Origin of the sequence: Sphingobacterium sp. UBA7631 (assembly GCF_002483935.1) — a bacterium.
Classification (GTDB): Bacteria; Bacteroidota; Bacteroidia; order Sphingobacteriales; family Sphingobacteriaceae; genus Sphingobacterium; species Sphingobacterium multivorum.
Window position 1 is genome coordinate 140,485 of record NZ_DLIX01000003.1, and the last position, 16,628, is coordinate 157,112.

A 16,628-nucleotide genomic window follows, 5' to 3' on the forward strand; every position below is an offset into this window, starting at 1 on the left:
TATGTTGTTAGCAAGAGACATTAAGGGGAATATTTGGACCGATGGCACCGATCAGGACGGCGTTGAACTTGATTTTTTAGAACTCGAATGGTTCGATACGGAAAGACGTATTATCCGGGGCTTCACTGTTGCAGGCCGCGAAATAGGCTTTAAAAATTTAGGAACGGAATCCTTGTTCGACGGTGATATTTTGTTTGAAACAAAGGACCTGCGTATCGCTGTTCGAATATTGCCCTGTCCTTGCCTTGTCGTACGCCCCAAAAACCTCTTGGATATGGCTCGGATATGTCTCGAGATTGGCAATAAACATATCCCTGTTTTCATAAACGCTGCGCATGAAATTATTGCAGCGTATGAAAACCCCCTTTGGGAAACCTTAGAAAGGGCCGGTTTTACACCGACGAAAGAGTTACGGGTGATTGAAAGAACCCATACTTTACGCATACATCAGTATGCTGTAGTCCAGCATAAAATTACCTTGGCCAAGGGGCTTTAATACTTAATTAATAACGATTACATATGAATCCATTGTTGACATTAATGCAGATTAACGACTCTGTATTTCCGATTGGAGGCTTCACACATTCCTACGGCTTGGAAACCTATATCAATAAAGAGATTGTACATGATGCTAAAACAGCAAAAGAATATGCACAGACTTTATTGGAGCATAGCTTCTATTACAACGATGCCGCTTTTTTTCATAAGGCCTGGCAATTGTGTGAATCAAGAGCAACCAGGAAAAAGATCGCTGAACTGGATGCATTGATTACTGCTTTCAAAGCCCCTTATGAGATTCGGGATGCCAGTAAAAAATTGGGAATACGGTTTTTGAAATTAACAGAAAAGTTAAAACCGGTCAAGCGTTGTTCGGCTTATCTAAAGGCTATCAATGCGCAAGAACTGCATGGTCACTATGCAATGGCATTTGCCATGTTTGCCCACGCACAGGAAATTAGTTATGCAGACGCACTGAGCGCTTTTTATTATAATTCTTTGAATGGTATTATGACGAATTGTGCCAAACTGGTTCCCATTAGCCAAATGGATGCACAGCAGATTTTGTTTAAACTGCAGCCCTTGATTAATAAATTGGTCGGATTACAGCCCGAACTGGATGAGGATCTGATTGGAAATTGTTGTATCGCTCAGGATATTCGATGCATGCAACATGAAAAATTATACACGAGAATTTACATTTCGTAAAAAAATTGAAATAAAGATGTCTAAGAGAAATTACGTGAAAATTGGTGTTGCTGGTCCTGTGGGCTCTGGCAAGACGGCACTTATTGAACGGTTGACACGTTCGATGTCGGCAGATTATAGTATTTGTGTTGTAACGAATGATATTTATACGCGTGAGGACGCGATGTATCTACAGCAGAATTCGGCACTGCCCGCTGAACGTATTATTGGTGTTGAAACAGGAGGTTGCCCGCATACGGCAATCCGTGAAGATGCTTCGATGAATATTGAAGCTGTAGAAGAATTAGCGCATCGTTTTGAGGATGTGGAACTGATATTTGTTGAAAGTGGGGGTGATAATCTGACAGCCACGTTTAGTCCGGATCTAGCCGATTTGACCATATTCGTTCTTGATGTTGCTGAAGGCGAAAAAATGCCACGTAAAGGCGGGCCAGGTATTACGCGCTCGGATCTGTTGTTGATCAATAAAATAGACCTTGCCCCTTATGTAAATGCGGACTTGGAAGTGATGCGTCAGGACACCATCCGCATGCGCGGTGAACGACCATTTATTTTTACAAACTTAATGACTTTAGAAGGTTTGGAAGATGTAAAATCATGGATCAAAAAGTATGCTTTGTTGGAGCCTGTAGGCTAAATTTTATCGTATATGGATAGCAAAATCGTATTAAATGTTGCCAAAGAGGACGGCAGAAGCAGATTGAAGGAGAGTTATCATAATGCACCTTATAAACTAACGCATTATGGCGCTGCAGGATTGACCAACCATTTGGAAATGATCATCATGAGTGCATCGCCTGGTATTATGGATACGGATTATTTGCATATTGATGTTCGTGTGAAAAAAGATGCACAATTGAAGCTTTTTACACAGTCCTTCAATAAGCTTCACCCCATGAAAACGGGAGCAAAGCAACATACGGATGTGCATGTGGATGCCGGAGGCCTATTTCATTACATTCCACATCCAGTAACGCCGTTTAAGGATTCTATTTTCAAGGCTAGCAATCATATTCACTTGGCTGAAGATGCGGTTTTGATGTGGGGGGATATTATTAGTGTGGGTAGAATCCACATGAAAGAGGCATTTGAGTTTGATAGTCTGCATACGCAAACCAAGATTTTTAGAAATGGTAAACTGTCTTTTATTGACAATCAGGTTTTGCGGCCCAAAAGTCAGCCGATACAGAAGATGTTGTTTTTTGAGGGATACACCCATCAGGCCACTTTTGTGTTCTCGGCTCTTTTTGCGCAAGAATTAAAATATGAATTGGATGAAATCTTAACTGTCGAATACAACGATATTTCTTATGGTTTTACACAGGCTTCAAAAGATGTGGTTATCCTGCGTGCTTTGGGTACTGATGGAGAGTTATTGTACGACTTCTTACACATGTTGGGCCAATTGTGTTGGGATTTTACACAATATAAGCTTTCTGAAAAGAAGGAAGAGACAACAGTTGAAGCGATAGCGGAAGATGAGAAATCGAAGGCCGAGGAAATCAGCGTCATTGAACAGCGCAAACCCCGTCGAAAAAGTAAGCCCGAGTTGATGGAAGCTGTCGTGGTGGAAGGAACTAATTATGCATAAGGAGAGCCTGCACGAGGAGATATGGATTGATGTTATCCCTGATTTTGACCAATTGAAGCTGGGCCGCGATTCAGATATTTTGGATCTTTCCTATTATGAAGTAAATAAGCGCGTTATCCAGCGAAAAACAAGAAAGGGTAATCTGGTGCGCATACAGCGCGATGATAGCAGCGCACTGCGTTCAGGACAGTGTATTTATCATCGCGGTGATTTATTTATCCAGGTCAACATTTTACCTTGTCTTTGTGTATTGTTGGATTGTCAGAATCTATCAGTTGTGGGCGAGTTCTGCTTCGACGTGGGCAATCGGCATCTGCCAGTTTATCTCAAAGCAGATGGGCGATTTGCTGTTTCCTATGACGGACGCCTCTATCAGGCGCTAAAAGAAAAATACAAGGGCTTTATCACGTTGGAAAATACGATTTTGGAACCTGATGAGCAGATTACCTACATTCGTAGGCCTATCCTCGAATGATGAAATGCTGGTTTTAGCGAAAAATTGCGCATTTTTGTCGCTATGAAATTTGGCGAGGAATTGCAAGCATGGTATCGACAGCATAAACGAGATCTGCCGTGGCGAGAAACAAAAGATGCCTACAAAATATGGCTTTCTGAAATTATTCTGCAACAGACTCGTGTCGAACAGGGCTTACCCTATTATGTACGTTTTGTCGAGCGATTTAAGAATGTTGTGGAATTTGCGAATGCAGAAGAAGATGATATTCTCCATCTTTGGCAAGGTCTGGGTTATTATTCTCGAGGACGGAACATGCATAAGGCTGCCCGAATTGTTCGCGATCAGTATCAGGGTGTCTTTCCGGTAGATTATCAAACATTAATAACGCTTCCGGGAATAGGTGAGTATACTGCTGCGGCGATATCTTCTTTTGCGAACGATGAAGCCCAGGCGGTATTGGATGGAAATGTGTTTCGTGTACTAGCGCGATACTATGGCATAGAAACACCTATCAATTCTACAGAAGGAAAGAAGATTTTTACAGCTATCGCTAAAGAAAATCTTGATCGTAAACACCCGGCATTGTATAATCAGGCAATTATGGATTTTGGGGCTACTCATTGTAAGCCCAAGCTGCCTTTATGTGAATTCTGTATGTTTCGTCCTTCCTGTTATGCGCTGAGTCAGGGGCAGGTAGAGCAGTTGCCTGTAAAGCTTAAAGCCAAGGCAAGTAAAGATAGATACTTTAATTATTTTATCTTGAAGGACAACGATCGGATACTGATGTCCAAACGCGGTGCAAGTGACGTTTGGCAGAACCTATATGAGTTTCCGCTTTTGGAGTCTAACTACAGCTTGTCTATCCCGGATGTTCTTAGCGATGAGTGGTTTATTTCCTGTTTCGGCCCCGATGCACAACTTTATGTTTTACAGCAGCAGACAAAACATATCCTGAGTCATCAGAATATCTACGCGACATTTTTTGAGGTGCGGTTAAAAGGCGATCTAATTCAAAAAAAATCCAATTGGGATTATGTATTTCTAAAAGATTTAGATAAATTAGCTAAACACAAGTTGATCTTTACCTTTTTGGAAAGGTCAAATTTTTAACCATTTATGCTTTTAAATTATGTCAGGAGTTAACAAAGTCATTTTAGTGGGACATCTTGGAAAAGATCCCGAAATTCGCTATTTAGAAGGTAATGTCTCTGTTGCCAGTTTTCCATTGGCAACATCAGAAACGTATAACAAAGACGGGAAAAGAGTAGAACAAACCGAATGGCACAATATTGTAATGTGGCGAGGTCTGGCTGACGTGGCTGTAAAATATCTAACAAAGGGGAAGTTAGTTTATATTGAAGGTCGACTGCGGACGCGTACTTATGAGGATAAGGAGGGTATTAGACGATATGCTACAGAGGTTGTCGCTGAAACCTTCACGCTTTTAGGTCGTAAATCGGATTTTGAACCGAATGCTGGTGTAAGTGCTGGTAATACAGCAAACACGCAGGCGCAAAAAGTCGAAGATAAGGAAGTGGAGGTCGATTTTACGGAGAATGATCAGGAGGATAATCCATTACCATTTTAAGCTGAAGAATTTGAGATTATGTAAAAACTTTACATGTATAATAACTATTGTAAAATCATCGATAAAACAAAAGAGCAGGCAACTAAGCCCGCTCTTTTGTTTTATCAGCGTTTTAGCCGTATAATCTGATTCCTTTCTCCCAAGCGAGCATGCTGTTTCTGTTGTGATGTTTTTAATGCCCGGTCGAAGTTCAAAATTTCTTTTTGGTGGAAATTTTGGCTATGTTTGCTCTAATTATGTTGCAAGATAGAATTACGCAGTATACTGAAGAGATTAAGGCATTTGCGCCAGCTTCTTCAGCCGATGTAGAAAATTTCAGATTGAAGTTTTTGGTTTCCAAAGGGATTGTGAAAAATCTTTTTGATGAATTCAAAACAGTTACGCCTGAAGAGAAGCGTACTTTGGGAAAAGTGTTGAATGAATTTAAGCAGTTAGCAGAAAATACATTCAAAGAAGCACAAGAAAAGTTCGGGTCTGGTGAGAAGCAAAAATCCCAGGAACTAGCGGGTGATTTAACATTGCCTGGTCAAGGTTTTCAGCTGGGGTCTAGACATCCCATCTCTTTAGTTCGTAAAGAAATTGTTGAAATTTTCAAGAAATTAGGCTTTATTGTATCAGAAGGACCGGAAATTGAAGATGATTGGCATAATTTCTCCGCACTAAATTTTCCGCCGGAACATCCTGCGCGTGATATGCAAGATACTTTCTTTATCAAAAAACAAGAAGGTAATGACATTACATTGAGAACGCACACCTCTTCGGTTCAGGTGCGTTTAATGGAAGCCGGTAAACCGCCATTTCGTGCGATAATGCCTGGACGTGTTTATAGAAATGAAGCTATATCAGCCCGTGCGCACTGTTTCTTTCATCAGGTAGAAGGTTTATATGTAGACGAAAATGTTTCTTTTGCCGATTTGAAACAAACGTTATATCATTTTGTTCAAGAGATGTATGGTGAAGGTACCAAAGTGCGTTTCCGTCCGTCCTATTTTCCTTTCACTGAACCTTCGGCCGAAATGGATATCTCCTGTACAATCTGCAAGGGGGCAGGGTGTAACTTGTGTAAGTACTCTGGCTGGGTAGAAATTTTAGGTTGCGGTATGGTCGATCCTAACGTGCTTGATAACTGTGGTATCGATAGTAAAAAGTATTCTGGTTTTGCTTTTGGTATGGGAATAGAACGTATCACAAACCTTAAATATGTGATTAAAGACTTACGTCTTTTCTCAGAAAATGACACACGTTTCTTGTCTCAATTTGAGACTGAATTAATATAAATTATTCATTGTAAAGATTGTGGCATCACATTATTCTCTACGATAACTAGGCAAGAGAACAATGTGATGCTTTTTGGTCTTTAGGCTTTGTAGATGACTTTCAACATTCGTACGATCTAACGTATATGGAACCAGATTATATTATTGAATCCATAAAAAGAACAGCACGTGAGCTCTTTCGTCAAAATGGCTATCATAAAACCAGTGTGAACACATTGGCAAAAAAAGCTAAGATTGCGAAGGCGACAGTGTACAAGTATTTTGATAGTAAAGAAATGATCCTGCATGCCATTCTCATGGATTATCTTCGTGCGAGTCTGCAGGATATTTTGAAAACAACCAAATATGAAGATGATATGGCTTCGTTTTTGGCTTCAACAATATTGCGGGTAAGCCGACTGACCTATACGGCTTGCAATGAATTGATCGGCTGGGAATTTATCCGGGAATCTGCAAACGCCCAAGAATATTTAAAAACGCTGTCTGAAGATTTGGAGTTTCTGCTCTTAAGTACATTCATTCAGAATGAAAAGATAAATGAAGCGATTAGCGAAGAGAAGCTAACCTTTTTGATCAAGTCCAGTAAAAGTATTGTGTTTTCTTTTGCTTTTACGGCTGTCTCAGATGCCGATGTGCGGAAAAACTTTATTTCGTTTCAGAAAGAAATCCTTCCTTATCTTGTTCAGGCAACAGTTCAGTAAAGTTGTTATAACGCGCGCATCCCTTTCTAATTCGCGACGTGATGTCCATTCCTGAAAAAGGTTTACATCTTATCTTTTTTGCATGCTCACTTTTTTATGATGCTCTGCAACGTTCATGCTGTTGCCGGGTTGTATTCGTATTGTGTTCGTACCACCTTCGGAGATGAACACTCTTGCAACTATTATTGACCTGACTCGGAACAGATAATTCCTGTTCAGAGTCAGGTCAGAATCTGGTCAGTATTGGTACACAATCTGTATCGCATCCGAATAAGGTACGAACAATGTCCGAATCTGATCCCCGTATTTTATTCGCTTGAAACTTATCATACCCGTCAGGTACTCGTTTATGCCAGTGATAATCAATGGCTATAAATCATTTATGCAGATGAAAAATCGGTATAAATTTGTATTTTTGCACCCTATGAGTAGAAGAATTCCGCAAGAGAAAAAGTTCTTGAAAGATATTGCCATCATTGATATTGCCGAAGAGGGTAGAGGTGTTGGAAAAACCGAAGATTTGGTTTTGTTTGTAGAAAAAGCTGTTCCCGGTGATGTTGTTGACGTGGAGCTTATGCGCAAGAAAAAGAATTTTGCGGAAGCTCGGGTAACCAGTTTAAAAGAGGCTTCATCTTATCGCGTAGATCCGTTTTGTGAACATTTCGGTGTGTGTGGTGGATGTAAATGGCAGCATATGACCTATGATGCTCAATTAAAATTCAAGCAACAATCTGTCGATAATGCCCTATCGCGTATTGGGAAAGTGGATACTTCAGCGATGGAAAGTATCTTGGGCTCTGCGCAAACGGAATACTATAGAAATAAATTAGAATATACATTTTCCAACAAAAAATGGTTGACTTCAGTTGATGAAGATGCGTCCCAATTGGAAATGAATGCGCTAGGTTTTCACGTGCCAGGGCGTTTTGATAAGATTTTAGATATTGATCATTGTTTTTTGCAAGAAGATCCGTCAAATGAAGTTCGCAACAGCATTCGTGATTTTGCGCTTAGTCAAGGTATGACGTTCTACGATCTGCGTGAACACACCGGTGTATTGCGCAATTTGATTATCCGTATCTCGTCTACCGGGGAGATGATGGTGATCGTTGTGTTTGCATATCCTGAAGAAGGACAGGTTGAGTTGTTGATGGAATTTGTTAAAGAAAAGTTTCCTCAAGTCGCTTCCCTGTTATATATCGTAAACCAGAAACGCAATGATACAATCTTCGACCAGGATATTCATGTATATGCAGGTCGTGACTTTATCTATGAGGAGATGGAGGGCTTGCGTTACAAAGTGGGGCCTAAGTCGTTCTATCAAACAAACTCTGCACAAGCGTATGAGCTGTATAAAATCACACGTGACTTTGCCAATTTAAAGGGGGATGAGCTGGTGTATGATTTGTATACAGGAGCAGGTACAATTGCAAACTTTGTCGCTAAGAAGGCAAGAGAAGTTGTGGGTGTAGAGTATGTTCCCACTGCCATTGAGGACGCTAAAGTGAATTCGTCGATCAATGATATCACGAATACAAAGTTTTACGCCGGTGATATGAAAGATGTGTTGACCCCTTCCTTTATCGCCGAACACGGTAAACCGGATGTGGTTATTACCGATCCACCACGTGCAGGAATGCACGCTGACGTTGTAGCGCGTTTGTTAGAAATGGAATCGCCGCGTATTGTATATGTCAGTTGTAATGCTGCTACACAGGCCCGCGATTTGGTGTTGTTAGGCGAAAAATATGAGGTGAAGCGGATCAAGCCGGTAGATATGTTTCCGCATACGCAACACGTTGAGAATGTCGTTTTATTGGAGTTAAAGAAGTAATAGGATACCATATGGAAGTAGAAGATTTATTTGCAGGATCTGCAAGAGAAGAAAATACAGCGTCTACAGCGCAAAGTCCATTGAAGAGTTTGCAGGTAGATCTCGATTTTTATAGTGAATCAATCCGTGAGGTAGCGCAGGAGATTGTTGAAGAAGGTTATTCTGACTATCCTATTTTTGTTGCACATCAGCATGAAGTTTCTGTTGGTGAACTGATATTGGATCGTAAAGAATTGGAAACGAAATGGAGTATAAATGCCTCTACATTGGAAGAGTTTGTAGAAATGGATATTATTCAAGAAGATCGTAAGGCTTCTTTTATTCAGAACTATAAACCTGCGAAAGACTATATGTGCTTATTTGTTGTCGTTGCTGAAGGCGCTAATTTTGTTTTTTATCCATACAAGTGATCAACAAAGAATATTTAAACTTTTTTAACAGTACAAGTGTCAAACTATTACTACTTTTAGCAAAGTAGGTTAGGTGTAACAGGGAATTAATAAATTGAAATAAATTATAAACTGTTCTTGCGGAAATAAATGTTTGACCCAATAAAATTGTTGAGAATCACAATCGCACTGAAACCAATTGGGGTAATTGAAGAGAAATATTAGGATGAAAATAATACAGATACATATATTAGGGCTTTTTTTACTGTTATTCACCTATTTCGGTGCTACTGCGCAACAGTTGCAGAAGGTTTCGGGGATGGTGCTGCAAAAAGGTAACGGTAATCGCATTGGAGATGCTGTGGTGCTTAATATTCGTACACACAGGTCTACGTTGAGTAACTCTTTTGGTGTTTTTACGATTGATGCATCGGTAGGAGATTCCTTGTCTTTTACAAAAGTTGGGTATTCACCGGTTAAAACTGTGCTGACCAACCTGAACGAGTTTTATGTGGAGTTGCAAGAAGGGATCCGATTGGAGACTGTCATCGTTGAACGAAAAACAAAGGAGGCCGAATTAAATGATGCCATGAGTAATTACGCTAAAAAGGGCGTTTATAATGGGGGTAAAAATAAGTTCGGGACCTATCTGGGTAGCCCGGCAACAGCGCTTTATAATCTTTTTGGACGGGAAGCCAAGAACGCCAAACGCTTTGGGCGTTTTATGGATAGGGAGAAGGATGAGTTGCAAGTTGATCGTATTTTTTCTCGGGAGGCTGTTAAAAACCTGACGAAACTGGATAGTACAGAATTAGATGCTTTTATGATACGCTATCGTCCATCGTTTGATCTTGCTGAGCATTGGGGACAGTACGATCTAATGCATTACGTACAGCAGTCTATGGACGACTTTAATGCCAAGGGAAGGCCTAAAGGGGCTCTTTTACCTGATATTGAAGTAAAGACTCAAGAAAAATAAAAACATTTTGCTTTTGTTACTGTTAGCTGATTGTAAGGTCGGAAAAGGTGATTTAAAATTTTGTAGCGTATCAACGTCATTTTCGGAAGTTTTAAGGGCCTTTTGTCGTGTTTTGTAACAAAAAAGTTGATAAAAATATCTTTTGGCACTTTGTTTGATTTTAGTAGAACGGTATTTAATTTGAATATTAAAAGTCTTAGATAGCATACATATGAAAATGAATAGAAAATTGGCTGTATTAGGTTTGACAGTTGCAACCTCAGCTATGTTATTTGGAAGTTGTTCTACCATCCAAAATACAAATAATACAACTAAAGGCGGCGTAATCGGTGGTGTTGCCGGTGGTGCATTGGGTGCATTGATCGGAGGTAAAGCTGGTAATACGGCAATAGGTACTTTGGCTGGTGCTGCCATTGGTGGTGCTGCAGGTGTATTGATCGGTAAAAAAATGGATAAGCAAGCCGCTGAGATTTCTAAAACTGTTGAAGGCGCGGAAGTTACACAATCTGCGGAAGGAATCGTGGTTAAGTTTGATTCAGGTATTTTATTCGATTTCAATAAATCAGATTTAAAAGCGTCAGCTAAAGATAATATCGCAAATTTGGTAACAACCTTGAACAAAGAACAAGGTACTGAAATCCTGGTTATCGGACATACAGATAATGTAGGTACGTTGGCTGCGAATGAAAAAGTGTCTTTGGACCGCGCAAATTCTGTACGTGCATTTGCGGTATCTAAAGGCTTAGCGTCTTCGCGTATTAGAACTGAAGGTAGAAACTTCTCTGAGCCAATTGCAAGTAACGATACGGAAGCAGGACGTGCTCAAAATCGTCGTGTTGAAATCGTGATTGTGGCAGGTGATCAAATGAAGAAAGAAGCAAAACAACAAGCAGGTCAATAAATCTGATTCAGGACTTTGGTCTTTTCGGAGTCTGTTTGACTTGATTGCGAATCATAGAAAAAGCGCTGATAAATTCAGCGCTTTTTTTGTGGAATACAGCCGTCCGAATTTTTATACGGCCCATTTACGCCTAAAATTTGACAAAGTATAAACCATATTTCTGTCTGACAAACTGTCATTATATGGATTTAAATTTCTAACTTTGTAGTCTTTGAAATAACTAAGGGCTTGAAATCAGATCAGCAAAAGATGAGTATTTGCATTAGTTATTCCATCGAAAATAATAAAAATTATATTCTATTGAATATCGAGCTATGCTAGATTTAACACATACCACTAAGGAACACGACGAATCTCGTCAGGGTGAGGCATTATTATTAGAACAGGATCCGATTTTAAGTAATGGACGCAAACTGTATATTGAAAGTTACGGTTGCCAGATGAATTTTTCGGATAGTGAGATTGTTGCTTCTATTTTGTTGGATAAGGGATTTGAAACAACCAAGAATTATCAGGAAGCTGATGTGGTTTTTATTAATACCTGTTCAATCCGCGAAAATGCAGAACAGCGGGTACGCAATCGTCTAAAGGAATTTGAAGCTGCTAAAGCAAAAAATCCCGGAATGATCGTTGGTGTGCTGGGCTGTATGGCGGAGCGTTTGAAATCGAAATTTTTAGAAGAAGAAAAGTTGGTGGATGTCGTGGTGGGGCCAGATGCTTATCGCGATCTACCAAATTTGATTGATAAAGTTGACGATGGAGCTAAAGCTGTAAACGTTTTATTATCTCGGGAGGAAACGTATGCCGATATTAATCCTGTCCGTTTAAACTCGAACGGTGTGACAGCTTTTATTTCGATTATGCGCGGTTGCGACAATATGTGTTCTTTTTGTGTTGTTCCTTTTACACGTGGACGTGAACGTAGTCGTGATCCACAATCTATCGTGAAGGAAGCCCAAGATCTTTTCAATGCAGGATATAAGGAGGTTACGTTGTTGGGACAAAATGTGGATTCGTATAAATATACTGCTCCAGTAGCTGAAGGGGAGGAACCGGGTGAAACCATAACATTTGCTAGCTTGCTTACAATGGTTGCTGAAATCAGCCCGCTTTTACGTATTCGCTTCTCTACTTCCCATCCAAAAGATATTACAGATGAAGTTTTATATGCAATCGCTTCGCATGAAAACATCTGTAATTATATTCACTTGCCAGTTCAATCAGGGAACTCTAGAGTATTGGAATTAATGAACCGTACCTATGACCGTGAATGGTATATGGAGCGTGTCGATGCCATCCGTCGTATTATTCCGGATTGTGCTATTTCCACAGATGTTATTACAGGTTTCTGTACTGAAACAGAAGAGGAGCATCAAGAAACATTGTCTATGATGGATTATGTCAAATACGATTTCGCCTATATGTTTGCTTATTCAGAAAGACCAGGTACATTGGCGGCAAAAAGATACGCAGATGATATTCCTGAAGATGTTAAAAAACGTCGTTTGACAGAAGTGATCAATAAACAGCGCGATCATAGTTTATACCGTTATCAACATTTTATTGGCAAAGTTTGTAAAGTGCTTGTTGAGGGATTTTCGAAAAGATCTGAGTTTGATTTCTGTGGCCGTAATGATCAAAATGCATTGGTGGTATTTCCAATTGATCCTCGATTTAAACAAGGCGATTATGTGAATGTACTTATCGAGTCATGTACCTCTGCGACATTATTGGGAAAGATTGTTGATTAAGAAAGCTTAGATTGTTTTATTTCCAACTGGAAATTTATGGATAACCAAGATATAAAGAATAGATTTGGAATTATTGGTAATTCGCCTTTGTTGAATCGTGCTATTGATATTGCACGACAAGTGGCTCCAACTGATATCTCCGTACTAATACAAGGTGAAAGTGGGAGTGGTAAAGAGGTTTTTTCGCATATTATCCATCAATTAAGCTCACGTAAGCATGGCCCTTTTATTGCGGTCAATTGTGGAGCTATACCAGAGGGTACCATTGACTCTGAGTTATTTGGTCACGAAAAGGGTTCCTTTACAGGTGCCCATGAAGCCAGAAAGGGATATTTTGAGGTCGTTGACGGTGGAACAATCTTTCTGGATGAAGTAGGTGAGTTGCCTTTGGGTACGCAAGCAAGATTATTACGTGTATTGGAGTCAGGTGAGTATATACGGGTAGGGTCATCCAAGGTACAGAAGACAAATGTACGTGTGGTTGCTGCGACAAATGTGAATGTATTTGAAGCTGTACAAAAAGGTAAATTTCGCGAAGATCTTTATTATCGTCTGAATACTGTACCGTTGCGTGTACCGTCATTACGTGAAAGACCTGAAGATATCAACTTATTATTTCGTAAGTTTATTGTAGATTTTTCTGAGAAATACCGTACACCTGGGGTTCAATTGACAGAAGATGCACAAAATATGCTGCGCAACTATAGCTGGCCCGGAAACGTACGTCAACTGAAAAATGTTGCGGAGCAAATTGCAGTTTTGGAGAAGGAACGCGTTGTCGATGCCTATACACTTCAAAATTATCTGCCCAATGAATCCCGAACGAGTTTGCCAGCGGTAGTTCCTTCAAATAATGGTGGAAAAGAGGATTTCTCCGAAAGAGATTTGCTGTATAAGGTCTTATTTGATATGAAGAAGGATATGGTTGATCTGAAAAAACTGGTGGTTGAATTAATTCAGAAAGGTGTCGATTCGAGCACATTTGATCAAAATTCCCCTTACATTAATCAGTTATACCAGGAGATTGAACCACAATTGAAAGCAGAACCAGAAAATTATAATACAACCCCAACGCTCACCATACATTCTCCAGCAAATACAACAAACGTATTAAAAAGTCCTGTTGCACAGGATGAATACCTGCAGGATGCTCAAGAAGTTGAGGAATCTTTATCGCTTGTTGATAAAGAGTCTGATCTGATTAAAAAAGCGCTGAAAAAGCACCGAGGTAAACGTAAAGCTGCTGCGCAAGAGTTGGGGATTTCTGAAAGAACTTTGTACAGAAAAATTAAAGACTTAAATTTAGATTAAGGTTTACAGATGTTGTCAAGAAAAATTTTATATGCTTTTCTCACCACAATCTTTTTGTTTGTAATGAATAGTTGTGGGGTAAAATATGGATTTACTGGTGGATCCATTCCTGAGGGAATGAAAACAGTTAATATTCAATATTTCGAAAATATAGCTCCTTTGGTTTATCCAACCTTAAGTCAGAATTTTACGGAGGCACTGAAAGAACGTATCCGTAACCAATCTCGATTGAGTCAGGTGAATCAAGACGGTGATGCTACCTTTGAGGGATTTATTACAGAGTATTCGATAAGTCCTGCAGCTGTTGAAGCTGGGACAGATCGTGCAGCGATGAATAGGTTGACGATTACAATCAAGGTTAGTTATCATAATAAAATTAATCCGAAGGATGATTTTGAACAGCCTTTTACGCGATTTAAAGAGTTTGCAGGTAATCTTCAGAGTGCACAAGAAGAGACCTTGGGTAAAGAAATTATTCAAATGCTAACTGAGGATATATACAATAAAGCGTTTGCTAATTGGTAATTCTATTTCCAAGATGAATCTTAATATATCATTATCCAATAACGAGCTTTTTTTTCAAGCAATCAATCATCCCGACACTGTGGCGGAAGATGTTGTTTTAGCATTGATTGAAAAATACCCTTATGCCCAAAGCCTGCGATTTATCTATGAACGCAAAGTTTTTGGCAAGCATAGTTCAGTTCAGAATTTATCGTCTACTTTGCTCTATGCATCTTCTCCGAGTTGGTTGTATGAATTTATGCATTGTAAACCAACGACAGAGCCTGATGTATTCATGCCGTCAGATGAAATTCCAGTGGATGGAGCACTTCGCGACGATGATGGGACTATCGAAATTGAAGCTGAGCGTGAAACGGTAGCTGAACCAGTTTTATCCAAGATTGAGGTTGATGAATTGGATCGTTTGATTCAAGCCGGGGTTGCAAAAGATTATTTTCGGTCAAACGATCAGCAGCAAGAAAATAGTGTCGATTCAGAGGAACCTGCATTAGTAGCACCTGTTGTAGCGGAAGCTGTTGCCAATACAATGGATGATGGTCAGGAGCGTGTTTCGGTCTATGATGATGATACCATGCCCTACAGTTTCTTGTGGTGGTTGCATAAGACGAGATTAGAATATGCTGATACCTATCAGCCCTATGTAAAATCTCCATTACGCCCAATGACGCCCTCGAATGACGATATTGCTAAAATTCATGAGAAGCTGGATAATCAGCTACTCGATCAACAGATCCGGGAAAATATCTTTCATTTACAATCGCCTGAAGCAAAGTTAAGTGATGAGGTTAAAACGACAATCTCTTTTCAAATACCGCGTAAAACAGACGAGGTAATCGAAAAATTTATTCGTGAAGAACCTATGATTCAGCCCCTGCAAGCAGAAAAGTTAGACTTGGAGAATAAAGCTAGAAAAAGTTCGGAAGATCAGCATTCACTTGTTACCGAAACACTTGCAAAGATCTATGTGGAACAGGGCTTATATCCAAAAGCAATAGATGTTTACAAAAAATTAGTTTTGAAATATCCAGAAAAAAATGCTTACTTTGCGGCACGCATAACAGAATTAGAAAAGAAATTAAATTAATAACATAAAGAGATGCAAGGATTATTAATCGGTCTAATCATATTAGCTAGTATTATTTTAGCGTTTTTGGTTTTAATCCAAAATCCAAAAGGAGGAGGTTTGTCATCTGGTTTTTCAGGTGGAACGAATCTTATGGGAGTAAAACGTACAGGTGACTTTTTGGAAAAAGGTACCTGGATCATGGTTATTGCCATTATGGTATTTAGCTTAGGTGTAAATGTTATTGGTACGTCTCCAAGTACATCTAAAGGTGGATTGGGGGGTCAAATCGAAGCGCCTAAACAACAAGGTCCATTGAACTTGGGTACTGGACAACAACCTGTTGGCGCTCCGGCGGGACAAGGGCAAGCTGCTCCGGCTCAATCGCAAGAAAAGGCTCCAGCGGCTACACCGACAACAAAACCAGCAGAAGAAGCTAAGAAATAGTTGTCAGTAAAAAATGATGAGCCCCGTTTGTTTGTACAGACGGGGCTTTTTTATGTTCGATATTTTGTTTAAGACAGGTATGTAGCGATAAATTTATTAGTCTGTCTGTCGACGGAAGTAAGACTGACAGACTGGGAATGACAGTGTGACAGCAAAATGAATTTTTGTCGATGGAGATATTAACTTTTCTGTGAAAAATTGTCTTATAAGCTGTCTTAATTACAATTGGCATAAAAGATGATGTGTTTATAGCGATTATAACATTAAAATAAATTCAATAACAGATAAAAAGTAAATTAATTATGGCATTAAGTATCAAACCTATCGGAGACAGAGTAGTAGTAGAAGCTGCTCCAGCAGAAGAAAAAACAGCTTCAGGGTTGTATATCCCCGATACAGCAAAAGAAAAACCATCTCAAGGTACAGTAGTTGCTGTAGGTACAGGTAAAGTTGACGAACCGTTAACTGTGAAAGTTGGTGACAAAGTATTATACGGAAAATACGCAGGTACTGAAATTACTTACGAAGGAAAAGAGTACTTAATTATGCGTGAGTCTGATATTTACGCGGTTATCTAATTAATAGGAACAGTTTATTTAAAACGAGCT

19 protein-coding genes are annotated in these 16,628 nt (G+C 39.6%); all 19 read left to right on the plus strand.

Going from position 1 to position 16,628, the window contains the following annotated elements; genetic code table 11:
* Window position 1: 1 nt before the first annotated feature.
* The 19 genes from B3P16_RS03805 to B3P16_RS03895 all read left to right on the plus strand — a co-directional run bounded on the left by B3P16_RS03805 (window position 2) and on the right by B3P16_RS03895 (window position 16,598).
* The gene (locus B3P16_RS03805) at window positions 2-496 is read left to right on the plus strand and encodes an urease accessory protein UreE (RefSeq protein WP_070561655.1); all 495 of its coding nucleotides are present in this window, start codon (window positions 2-4) and stop codon (window positions 494-496) included.
* 23 nt (window positions 497-519) lie between these two features.
* The gene (locus B3P16_RS03810; protein WP_286770605.1) at window positions 520-1,206 is read left to right on the plus strand and encodes an urease accessory protein UreF; all 687 of its coding nucleotides are present in this window, start codon (window positions 520-522) and stop codon (window positions 1,204-1,206) included.
* Between the two features lie 16 nt (window positions 1,207-1,222).
* Window positions 1,223-1,843 (plus strand): urease accessory protein UreG, encoded by a 621-nt coding sequence (ureG, locus tag B3P16_RS03815; protein ID WP_046674969.1) that lies wholly within the window; start codon window positions 1,223-1,225, stop codon window positions 1,841-1,843.
* A gap of 12 nt (window positions 1,844-1,855) precedes the next feature.
* Entirely contained in the window at window positions 1,856-2,797 is a 942-nt protein-coding gene (locus B3P16_RS03820; protein WP_112373964.1) for an urease accessory protein UreD, read from the plus strand.
* Window positions 2,790-3,272: a hypothetical protein gene (locus B3P16_RS03825; protein ID WP_053003768.1), complete on the plus strand. Its 483-nt coding sequence runs from the start codon at window positions 2,790-2,792 to the stop codon at window positions 3,270-3,272. The genes B3P16_RS03820 and B3P16_RS03825 overlap by 8 nt, the downstream gene beginning before the upstream one ends.
* Window positions 3,273-3,314: 42 nt before the next feature.
* Window positions 3,315-4,364: an A/G-specific adenine glycosylase gene (gene mutY, locus B3P16_RS03830; RefSeq protein ID WP_070561649.1), complete on the plus strand. Its 1,050-nt coding sequence runs from the start codon at window positions 3,315-3,317 to the stop codon at window positions 4,362-4,364.
* A 19-nt stretch (window positions 4,365-4,383) separates the two neighbouring features.
* Complete coding sequence (locus B3P16_RS03835) at window positions 4,384-4,842, plus strand: single-stranded DNA-binding protein (RefSeq protein WP_046674796.1); 459 nt, start codon at window positions 4,384-4,386, stop codon at window positions 4,840-4,842.
* Window positions 4,843-5,078: 236 nt separating this feature from the next.
* Complete coding sequence (pheS, locus tag B3P16_RS03840; protein WP_046674797.1) at window positions 5,079-6,119, plus strand: phenylalanine--tRNA ligase subunit alpha; 1,041 nt, start codon at window positions 5,079-5,081, stop codon at window positions 6,117-6,119.
* A gap of 125 nt (window positions 6,120-6,244) precedes the next feature.
* Window positions 6,245-6,820, plus strand: coding sequence for a TetR/AcrR family transcriptional regulator (locus B3P16_RS03845; RefSeq protein WP_046674798.1), 576 nt, complete (start codon window positions 6,245-6,247; stop codon window positions 6,818-6,820).
* A 424-nt stretch (window positions 6,821-7,244) separates the two neighbouring features.
* On the plus strand, window positions 7,245-8,654 hold the full coding sequence (rlmD, locus tag B3P16_RS03850; RefSeq protein WP_070561796.1) for a 23S rRNA (uracil(1939)-C(5))-methyltransferase RlmD: 1,410 nt from the start codon (window positions 7,245-7,247) through the stop codon (window positions 8,652-8,654).
* Between the two features lie 11 nt (window positions 8,655-8,665).
* Entirely contained in the window at window positions 8,666-9,064 is a 399-nt protein-coding gene (locus B3P16_RS03855; protein ID WP_070561647.1) for a hypothetical protein, read from the plus strand.
* A gap of 205 nt (window positions 9,065-9,269) precedes the next feature.
* Window positions 9,270-10,022: a hypothetical protein gene (locus B3P16_RS03860; protein WP_286841500.1), complete on the plus strand. Its 753-nt coding sequence runs from the start codon at window positions 9,270-9,272 to the stop codon at window positions 10,020-10,022.
* A gap of 211 nt (window positions 10,023-10,233) precedes the next feature.
* Window positions 10,234-10,923, plus strand: a complete 690-nt coding sequence (locus tag B3P16_RS03865) for an OmpA family protein (protein ID WP_172462318.1) — start codon at window positions 10,234-10,236, stop codon at window positions 10,921-10,923.
* A gap of 314 nt (window positions 10,924-11,237) precedes the next feature.
* The gene (gene miaB / locus B3P16_RS03870) at window positions 11,238-12,674 is read left to right on the plus strand and encodes a tRNA (N6-isopentenyl adenosine(37)-C2)-methylthiotransferase MiaB (protein ID WP_115046985.1); all 1,437 of its coding nucleotides are present in this window, start codon (window positions 11,238-11,240) and stop codon (window positions 12,672-12,674) included.
* A gap of 36 nt (window positions 12,675-12,710) precedes the next feature.
* Window positions 12,711-13,985: a sigma-54 interaction domain-containing protein gene (locus tag B3P16_RS03875; protein WP_070561639.1), complete on the plus strand. Its 1,275-nt coding sequence runs from the start codon at window positions 12,711-12,713 to the stop codon at window positions 13,983-13,985.
* Window positions 13,986-13,994: 9 nt separating this feature from the next.
* Complete coding sequence (locus B3P16_RS03880; RefSeq protein WP_070561637.1) at window positions 13,995-14,510, plus strand: LptE family protein; 516 nt, start codon at window positions 13,995-13,997, stop codon at window positions 14,508-14,510.
* A gap of 13 nt (window positions 14,511-14,523) precedes the next feature.
* Entirely contained in the window at window positions 14,524-15,594 is a 1,071-nt protein-coding gene (locus B3P16_RS03885; RefSeq protein WP_070561635.1) for a hypothetical protein, read from the plus strand.
* 12 nt (window positions 15,595-15,606) lie between these two features.
* The gene (secG, locus tag B3P16_RS03890) at window positions 15,607-16,020 is read left to right on the plus strand and encodes a preprotein translocase subunit SecG (protein ID WP_070561633.1); all 414 of its coding nucleotides are present in this window, start codon (window positions 15,607-15,609) and stop codon (window positions 16,018-16,020) included.
* 302 nt (window positions 16,021-16,322) lie between these two features.
* Window positions 16,323-16,598 (plus strand): co-chaperone GroES, encoded by a 276-nt coding sequence (locus B3P16_RS03895; protein WP_028070710.1) that lies wholly within the window; start codon window positions 16,323-16,325, stop codon window positions 16,596-16,598.
* Window positions 16,599-16,628 lie beyond the last annotated feature (30 nt).

Coding starts and splice junctions, on each gene's coding strand:
- B3P16_RS03805 (WP_070561655.1), top strand. CDS start 2: ATGTTGTTAGCAAGAGACATTAAGGGGAATATTTGGACCGATGGCACC.
- B3P16_RS03810 (WP_286770605.1), top strand. CDS start 520: ATGAATCCATTGTTGACATTAATGCAGATTAACGACTCTGTATTTCCG.
- ureG (WP_046674969.1), top strand. CDS start 1,223: ATGTCTAAGAGAAATTACGTGAAAATTGGTGTTGCTGGTCCTGTGGGC.
- B3P16_RS03820 (WP_112373964.1), top strand. CDS start 1,856: ATGGATAGCAAAATCGTATTAAATGTTGCCAAAGAGGACGGCAGAAGC.
- B3P16_RS03825 (WP_053003768.1), top strand. CDS start 2,790: ATGCATAAGGAGAGCCTGCACGAGGAGATATGGATTGATGTTATCCCT.
- mutY (WP_070561649.1), top strand. CDS start 3,315: ATGAAATTTGGCGAGGAATTGCAAGCATGGTATCGACAGCATAAACGA.
- B3P16_RS03835 (WP_046674796.1), top strand. CDS start 4,384: ATGTCAGGAGTTAACAAAGTCATTTTAGTGGGACATCTTGGAAAAGAT.
- pheS (WP_046674797.1), top strand. CDS start 5,079: ATGTTGCAAGATAGAATTACGCAGTATACTGAAGAGATTAAGGCATTT.
- B3P16_RS03845 (WP_046674798.1), top strand. CDS start 6,245: ATGGAACCAGATTATATTATTGAATCCATAAAAAGAACAGCACGTGAG.
- rlmD (WP_070561796.1), top strand. CDS start 7,245: ATGAGTAGAAGAATTCCGCAAGAGAAAAAGTTCTTGAAAGATATTGCC.
- B3P16_RS03855 (WP_070561647.1), top strand. CDS start 8,666: ATGGAAGTAGAAGATTTATTTGCAGGATCTGCAAGAGAAGAAAATACA.
- B3P16_RS03860 (WP_286841500.1), top strand. CDS start 9,270: ATGAAAATAATACAGATACATATATTAGGGCTTTTTTTACTGTTATTC.
- B3P16_RS03865 (WP_172462318.1), top strand. CDS start 10,234: ATGAAAATGAATAGAAAATTGGCTGTATTAGGTTTGACAGTTGCAACC.
- miaB (WP_115046985.1), top strand. CDS start 11,238: ATGCTAGATTTAACACATACCACTAAGGAACACGACGAATCTCGTCAG.
- B3P16_RS03875 (WP_070561639.1), top strand. CDS start 12,711: ATGGATAACCAAGATATAAAGAATAGATTTGGAATTATTGGTAATTCG.
- B3P16_RS03880 (WP_070561637.1), top strand. CDS start 13,995: ATGTTGTCAAGAAAAATTTTATATGCTTTTCTCACCACAATCTTTTTG.
- B3P16_RS03885 (WP_070561635.1), top strand. CDS start 14,524: ATGAATCTTAATATATCATTATCCAATAACGAGCTTTTTTTTCAAGCA.
- secG (WP_070561633.1), top strand. CDS start 15,607: ATGCAAGGATTATTAATCGGTCTAATCATATTAGCTAGTATTATTTTA.
- B3P16_RS03895 (WP_028070710.1), top strand. CDS start 16,323: ATGGCATTAAGTATCAAACCTATCGGAGACAGAGTAGTAGTAGAAGCT.